The sequence below is a fragment of the Pontibacter sp. LHS1 genome (genome assembly GCF_058932855.1).
The window spans coordinates 123557-130004 of the sequence record NZ_JBZYWF010000011.1 but is presented as its reverse complement, the minus strand read 5'-3'; the positions used below and the strand labels follow the sequence as shown (position 1 = coordinate 130004).

Here is a 6448-nt window from a genome sequence, read left to right as displayed (position 1 = left end):
CATCGACAAGGCGACTACTAAGACTGTTGTTACTATCACAGGTGCTCCTTTCACCTACACTGGATCGGCTATCACGCCAGCTACAGTAAGGGTAACAGGAACTGACGGTCTGGAGTTTGCACCGCCAGCTGCTTACAGCAACAACGTGAATGCCGGTACTGCCACGGCCAGCTACAGCTACGCAGGCGATGCTAACCACTATGCCTCTTCTGACAGCAAGACATTCTCGATCGGCAAAGCCGACGCAACTGTCCTTGTACAAGGTATTGCTGTTACATACAATGGAGCAGAGCACGGCGCTTCAGGTTCAGCTAAAGGCGTAAACGGTGAAGTACTGGTGGGACTTGACCTTGGCGCGAGCTTCACCAACGCACCTGGCGGCACTGCCAACTGGACCTTCACCGATGTGACGGGCAACTACAACTCTACTAGCGGAATTGCTCAAATTTTGATCAGAAAAGCTCCTTTAACTATCACTGCTCCAAGCATGAATAAGTACTGTGGTACGATTGACCCGATGACTTATAAGTGTGCAGTTGAGGGTGCAGTAAATGGAGAAGTTATTGCTACCAGCTACAGCTTCTCAGGAACCGTTGTTTTACCAAGCAGCTCTGATCCTAAATTGAGCAATTATGATGTGGTGTATAAGAACGGTGCTTTGACTGTTGATGCAGTTTCGTTGGAGGACAATAGCACAAATAACCCACGTAGCATCAACGAAGACGTGATCATTTCGGTAACTGTGAAGGACGGAAGCACGATCCTTAGTGGTGTAGCCGTGAAACTGCTGATTGATGGTGAAGCAAAAGCCGTATCAACTAGTAACACAAATGGTATTGCGATCTTCAACATTGGTAAGTTACCTGTGAATGTTTATGCCGTACAGCTAGTAGCGGGTAATGACTGCTCTAAATCTACTGTAGCATACATGCCAGTGTATGACCCAGATGGAGGTTTTGTTACTGGAGGAGGCTGGATCAACTCACCTGTACAGCAAGGAATTCAGTACATGCACACAGCAGGCAAAGCCAACTTCGGTTTCAACGCTAAGTACAAGAAAGGCAAGAACGAAGTGAACGAGGTGGACGGTAATACGACATTCCACCTCAATGCAGGTAATTTGGATTTCAAGAGCTCTTCGCATACTGCCATGTCACTTGTAATCGCCAAACACAAAGCAACGTACACTGGTGAAGGTACAATCAATGGTAATGGAGGCTATGCATTCAGAGTTATTGCTGTAGATGGTGAAATCAAAGGAAATGCAAGTGTTGACCAATTCAGAATTAAGATCTGGGAAAAACAATCTGGTACAGTTGTGTATGACAATGAATACACTTCTGACGAGAGCGCAGAACCAGGAAGTGCTGCAACAGCCCTCGGCGGCGGATCCATCGTAATCCACGAGAACAAGTCTCTTAGCGGTAACAGCAACGGCAAAAAACTCGAAACGGCTGATCAACTGGAAGGCTTGTCTGTAGCACGCTTTGACAACTATCCGAATGCTTTCTCTGACCGCACAACGATTCGCTTCGCTTTCGACACAGAAGAGCAGTTTGCGCTGGAAGTATACGATGTGAGAGGCTCGCTGATCAAGAAAGTGGCGACTGGTAAGGCAGATGCCGGACAGGTATACGAGTATGAACTGGATGCCCGCAACCTGGCAGAAGGTGTGTACTTTGCCCGTCTGATCACTGGCTCTAAAGCACAGACCATTAAGATGATCCTCAAGAAGTAAGCTGACGCTTGCAGGGTCTATGGCCCTTAAATAAAAAGGCACCTGTCAGTTACTGACGGGTGCCTTTTTATTTAAGGGCCAAATTATGCGATAGGCAAAACATATTTGACACTTATTTGTATAAACCAAATTCAACTGTACCTTTGCAGCAGCAGATGAGCAAAACCACGCTACATATCATTCCTTTCATTCCTACGGCAGCGCCTGTTGCCTGTGGTTCTGCTGCGCATCATCATCATTTCCATCATTCCTCGTAAGAGGAATCATAGCACCATATAGCCCCCTTAGGGTCATCGTACCCTTATTCTACTTTGCCAACAGCAAGGTTATTCTTATTTGTACCTATTTAATCCATTCAACATATATGCTACGTTTAGCAATCCAGAAATCCGGTAGGCTGAGTGAAGACTCGCTTAAACTGATCCGTGAGTGCGGTATCTCTTTCATCACCAGCTCTCTAAAACTCAAAACTGAATCCACTAATTTCCCGCTCGAGATCCTATACCTGCGCGACGATGATATCCCGGGCTATGTAGCTGATGGGGTAGCCGACATTGGCATCGTGGGAGAGAACGTGTTGGTAGAGGAAGGCATGCAGCATCTGGCAGTGGAGCAGCTTGGTTTCTCAAAGTGCCGCTTGTCGCTGGCTGTGCCGAAGGGTGACCAGTACGAAGACATCAGCGACCTGCAGGGTAAGAACATTGCTACATCCTATCCTAAACTGCTGCAGGCATACCTCGACGAAAAAGGGGTGCAGGCCCACATCCATACCATCAGTGGTTCTGTAGAAATTGCTCCCAGCATCGGGCTGGCAGATGCGATTTGCGACATCGTGAGTTCAGGTAGTACCCTGATCAGTAACGGTCTGCGTGAAGTGGAGCGCGTGTTCAAGTCGCAGGCGGTTCTGATTGCAAATGGTGGGCTAAATGCTGAGAAGCAGGAGATCCTGAACAAGCTGCTGTTCCGCATCCACGCCGTGCAACGTGCTCAGAAAGCCAAGTATATTTTGCTGAATGCTCCAAACGACAAAATTGCCGAGATCAGTCAGTTGTTACCGGGCGCTAAATCACCTTCTATTCTGCCGCTGGCCGAAGAGGGTTGGAGCTCATTGCACTCTGTGGTGAACGAGGATGATTTCTGGGAGATCATTGAGAAACTGAAGGCTGCCGGAGCACAAGGTATATTGGTAGTACCTATTGAAAAGATGATCGTATGATGCGCAGAATAGAATACCCCGCCCAGGCCGACTGGCAGGAATTGGTGAAGCGTCCCACTCAGAATTACGAAGACCTGGAAGCAGGTATAGCCCAGACTTTCGGGCTGGTACAGGAGCAAGGCGATGCCGCTTTGCTGGAGCTGACACAGAAGTATGACGGTGTAAAACTGGATAGCCTCTTTGCTTCTCAGGAGGAGATAGCGAGAGCAGAAACCGAATTGGCAGCTGAACTGAAAGATGCCATTCTGCAGGCCTATAGCAACATCCAGCTTTTTCATGCGCAGCAGGCCGAGCAGCCGAAGCAGGTGGAAACCATGCCTGGCGTGACTTGCTGGCGTAGAAGTGTGCCAATCGACCGGGTTGGCTTGTACATACCTGGAGGTACGGCACCCTTATTTTCAACTTTACTCATGCTGGGTGTACCCGCGAAACTTGCCGGCTGTCGGGAAGTGATCCTGTGCACGCCTCCGGCCAAAGATGGCTCTATCCACCCGGCTATACGCTACACGGCTTCACTGCTAGGTATAGATAAGATTGTCAAGGTGGGTGGTGCGCAGGCTATTGCAGCAATGGCATTCGGCACAGCGTCTATACCTGCCGTGAACAAGATTTTCGGTCCGGGTAACCAGTATGTAACAGTAGCGAAGCAGATGCTTAGCAAGACTGGCGTGGCCATCGATTTACCTGCCGGACCGTCGGAGGTGCTGGTGATGGCAGATGAAACTGCCAATCCGGCTTTTGTGGCGGCTGATCTGCTTTCGCAGGCGGAGCACGGAGCTGATTCGCAGGTAGTGTTGCTGACAACTTCGGCTGAGTTGCTGAGCAGGGTAGAGCAGGAGCTACAGGCACAGTTGAACAACTTGCCACGCAAAGCATTTGCTGCCAAAGCCCTGGAAAACAGCCTGGGCATACTGCTAGGCAGTATTGGGGAAATGCTGCACTTCTCAAACATATACGCTCCCGAACACCTGATTCTGTCTATAAGCAATTTTGAAGAGGTGCTGGATGATATCATGAATGCAGGTTCGGTATTCCTGGGCAATTACAGTCCAGAGTCGGCAGGTGACTACGCCTCTGGCACAAACCATACCCTGCCTACCAATGGCTATGCCCGCGCCTATAGTGGGGTGTCGCTCGATAGCTTTGTCAAGAAGATCACTTTCCAGCACATCACGCCGGCAGGATTGCAAAATATCGGAAAAACCATTGAAGTAATGGCCGCCGCTGAGGGACTCGAAGCGCACAGAAATGCGGTTAGTATCAGATTGAAGGAGGTGCAAAATGTTTAACCTGGAAAATATTGTACGTCCGAACGTACTCAAAATGAAAGCCTATTCATCGGCCCGCGATGAGTTTAAAGGGGCAGCCAGTGTCTTTATCGACGCAAACGAGAACAACCTGGGCAGTCTGGCAGGGGAAGGGTATAACCGTTACCCCGACCCGCATCAGAAAAAGCTGAAAGAGAAGATAGCGGATATTAAAGGCTTGTCACCTAAGCAGATTTTCCTGGGCAACGGCTCTGACGAGGCAATCGACTTGCTTTTCCGCATGGTATGCCGACCGGGACAGGATAGCATGCTGCACCTGCCGCCAACTTATGGTATGTATGAGGTTTCGGCTAATCTGAACGAGGTGCAGTTGGATGCTGTGCAATTGACGCCTGATTTTCAGATCCCGGTATTGGAAGTGCTGCGCCAGGTAATAGATACGACTAAGTTGATCTTTGTCTGCTCGCCCAATAACCCGACCGGTAACCTGATCGAGCCGGAAAGCATCGAAACGCTTCTGGATAATTTTGATGGGCTAGTAGTGGTCGACGAAGCCTATATCGACTTTGCCGATGCGCCCAGTTGGTCTACCCGTTTAGCCGATTACCCGAACCTGGTTATCCTACAGACTTTCTCCAAAGCATGGGGGATGGCAGGATTGCGGCTAGGTATGGCATTTGCGTCGGAGGAGATCATTGCACTGCTCGATAAGATCAAACCGCCCTATAATATAAATGAAGCGACCCAGGAGCTGGCACTCAAGGCATTGGAGCAGACCGAACAACTGGCTTACATGATTGAGGAAATCGTGCAGGAAAGGGAAATGCTGGTGCAGGCACTCCCGTCGCTGGATGCCGTTGAGAAGGTATACCCATCAGATGCCAACTTCCTGCTGGTGAAGGTAAAGGATGCCAACCGACTGTACAACTATCTGCTGGAGCAGGGCATCGTGGTGCGCAACCGCTCCAGTCTGCCCGGGTGCGAAGGCTGCCTGCGTATATCCGTCGGTACTGTAGATGAAAACCAACAACTGTTTCAGGCCATAGCTAATTTTAAATAGGCGATACATAAATAGAAATGAAAAAAGCATTGTTTATAGACCGTGACGGCACCATTCTCGTTGAGCCGAAAACGGATTTCCAGGTGGACTCCTTCGAGAAATTTGAGTTCCTGCCCAAAGTGATTCGCAACCTTTACAAGATCTACACAGAACTGGACTACGAATTGGTGATGGTTACCAACCAGGATGGGCTCGGTACAGACTCTTATCCAGAGGATACCTTTTGGCCTTATCAGAATAAAATGCTCGACATTCTGAAAGGGGAAGGTATAGCATTTGCCGATATCCTGATTGATCGCAGCTTTGAGCATGAAGGGCTTGAAACCCGCAAGCCAGGTATAGGGATGATGAAAAAATACCTGTCCGGAGAGTATGACCTGGAGAACTCTTATGTGATAGGCGACAGACTAACGGACGTGCAGCTGGCTAAAAACCTGGGTGCCAAGGCTATCTTTATCGGGGAGCAAAAGGTAGAAGGAGTAGCCTTAAGTACGGATGACTGGGACGAGATCTATACCTTCCTGAAACTACCCGCCCGACGCGCTACAATCAGACGTCAAACAAACGAGACGGACATTGCCATTGACCTCAACCTGGATGGAACAGGACAGATGAACATCCATACCGGACTCGGCTTTTTTGACCATATGCTGGAGCAGCTGGCCAAGCACGGTAAATTGGACCTGAACATACAGGTAAAAGGCGACCTGCACATCGACGAGCACCATACGATTGAGGATACGGGACTAGCTTTGGGAGAAGCTTTCTTGGCAGCTCTGGGCGATAAAAAGGGCATTAGCCGCTATGGCTTCCTGCTTCCAATGGATGATGTGCTGGCGCAGGTGGCCATTGACTTCAGCGGCAGACCATGGACGGTTTGGGAAGCTGAATTCAAGCGGGAAAAAGTAGGGGACATGCCGACCGAGATGTTCTTTCACTTCTTCAAATCGTTCAGCGACACTTCTAAATGCAACCTCAATATAAAAGCGGAGGGGCAGAACGAACACCACAAGATCGAGGCGATCTTCAAGGCATTTGCCAAAGCAATTCAGATGGCTGTAAAGCGCAATCCGCAGGATAACTCTATACCTAGTACAAAGGGAACGCTATAAGGAATAGTATTTGGCAGAGACAAAAAGGGCTGACTGTAATAAAACAGTCAGCCT

5 protein-coding genes are annotated in these 6448 nt (G+C 49.2%); all 5 read left to right on the top strand.

The features are described 5' to 3' along the window. The coding region (locus tag AC5FXQ_RS18205) for a T9SS type A sorting domain-containing protein (protein ID WP_493603839.1) at nucleotides 1–1738 on the top strand (1738 nt) is incomplete at its 5' end. A 364-nt stretch (nucleotides 1739–2102) separates the two neighbouring features. Continuing rightward, nucleotides 2103–2954 carry an ATP phosphoribosyltransferase gene (gene hisG / locus AC5FXQ_RS18200; protein ID WP_493603838.1) on the top strand — a complete coding sequence of 284 codons (852 nt, stop codon included), beginning with the start codon at nucleotides 2103–2105 and terminating at the stop codon, nucleotides 2952–2954. After that, nucleotides 2954–4243 (top strand): histidinol dehydrogenase, encoded by a 1290-nt coding sequence (gene hisD, locus AC5FXQ_RS18195; RefSeq protein ID WP_493603842.1) that lies wholly within the window; start codon nucleotides 2954–2956, stop codon nucleotides 4241–4243. Before hisG ends, hisD begins: the two co-directional genes overlap by 1 nt. Then, the gene (gene hisC, locus AC5FXQ_RS18190; protein WP_493603837.1) at nucleotides 4236–5282 is read left to right on the top strand and encodes a histidinol-phosphate transaminase; all 1047 of its coding nucleotides are present in this window, start codon (nucleotides 4236–4238) and stop codon (nucleotides 5280–5282) included. The genes hisD and hisC overlap by 8 nt, the downstream gene beginning before the upstream one ends. A gap of 17 nt (nucleotides 5283–5299) precedes the next feature. After that, a complete protein-coding gene (hisB, locus tag AC5FXQ_RS18185) occupies nucleotides 5300–6394 on the top strand; it encodes a bifunctional histidinol-phosphatase/imidazoleglycerol-phosphate dehydratase HisB (RefSeq protein WP_493603836.1) in 1095 nt (364 codons plus the stop codon). Nucleotides 6395–6448 lie beyond the last annotated feature (54 nt).

What these genes read in the sequence shown, in the direction of transcription:
- hisG (WP_493603838.1), top strand. Translation starts at nt 2,103, where the DNA reads ATGCTACGTTTAGCAATCCAGAAATCCGGTAGGCTGAGTGAAGACTCG.
- hisD (WP_493603842.1), top strand. Translation starts at nt 2,954, where the DNA reads ATGCGCAGAATAGAATACCCCGCCCAGGCCGACTGGCAGGAATTGGTG.
- hisC (WP_493603837.1), top strand. Translation starts at nt 4,236, where the DNA reads ATGTTTAACCTGGAAAATATTGTACGTCCGAACGTACTCAAAATGAAA.
- hisB (WP_493603836.1), top strand. Translation starts at nt 5,300, where the DNA reads ATGAAAAAAGCATTGTTTATAGACCGTGACGGCACCATTCTCGTTGAG.